Raw genomic sequence first — 893 nt, 5'->3', positions numbered from 1 at the left:
TTTATGACAAGGAGCGCGAGCGGCATGAAGATGTCGATGGGCCAGTCTGGCCGCCGGTTTGGCCGCCGGTTTCTGGGATTAGCGTTTGGCGGAGCGGCGCTTGCCGCGAGTGGTGCGGTATCGGCGGAGGAGCTTGGTCAACCGCATCCGTGGGCGTATGGACTTCAGACGGGTGTGACGCCTGTCATGGAGAGCGTTGCGCGGATGCATAGCGGGCTTCTGGTTGTGATCACGCTGATCACGCTGTTTGTGACGGGCCTGCTGATTGTGGCGATGTTGCGTTTCAACGCGCGGTCCAATCCGGTTCCGTCGAAGACGACCCACAACACGATGATCGAGGTTGCGTGGACGATCATTCCGGTTTTGATCCTGGTTGGCATTGCGGTTCCGTCGTTCCGGCTTTTGTTTGAGCAGCTTGATCTTCCGAAGGCTGACCTGACGGTGAAGGCGGTCGGCAAGCAGTGGTACTGGAGCTACGCGTATCCGGACAACGGCAAGTTTGAGTTTGACTCGCTGATGGCGCATGAGAAGCAGCCACGGATGCTTGCGGTGGACAACGAGCTGGTTGTTCCTGTGAACAAGATCGTCCGGGTTCAGGTGACCGGGGCCGATGTCATTCATTCGTTTGGCGTTCCGGCGTTCGGCATCAAGGTGGACGCGATCCCGGGCCGTCTCAACGAGACCTGGTTCAAGGCCACCAAGACGGGCGTGTTTTACGGCCAGTGCTCGGAACTGTGCGGGCGGGATCACGCCTTCATGCCGATTGCGGTTCGTGTGGTGAGCGAGCAGGATTTTGCGGCCTGGATTGAAACCGCGAAGAAGAAGTTTGCCTCGAACCCGGCGAACGCGGTGGCGTCAGCTGCCGACGTGATGCGCTAGGCGTCGCGTTGGGC

Annotated in this window: 1 protein-coding gene; it reads left to right on the top strand. The window is 59.9% G+C overall.

What is annotated here, in order from left to right:
• Positions 1-24 precede the first annotated feature (24 nt).
• The gene (gene coxB, locus AC1RT6_RS21220; RefSeq protein ID WP_079448472.1) at positions 25-879 is read left to right on the top strand and encodes a cytochrome c oxidase subunit II; all 855 of its coding nucleotides are present in this window, start codon (positions 25-27) and stop codon (positions 877-879) included.
• Positions 880-893 lie beyond the last annotated feature (14 nt).

The organism is Nitrobacter sp. MLSD-S21 (assembly GCF_058809865.1).
The sequence above is the reverse complement of the archived record's forward strand: the minus strand, read 5'-3'. Positions and strand labels throughout refer to the sequence as shown.

Coding starts and splice junctions, on each gene's coding strand:
- coxB (WP_079448472.1), top strand. CDS start 25: ATGAAGATGTCGATGGGCCAGTCTGGCCGCCGGTTTGGCCGCCGGTTT.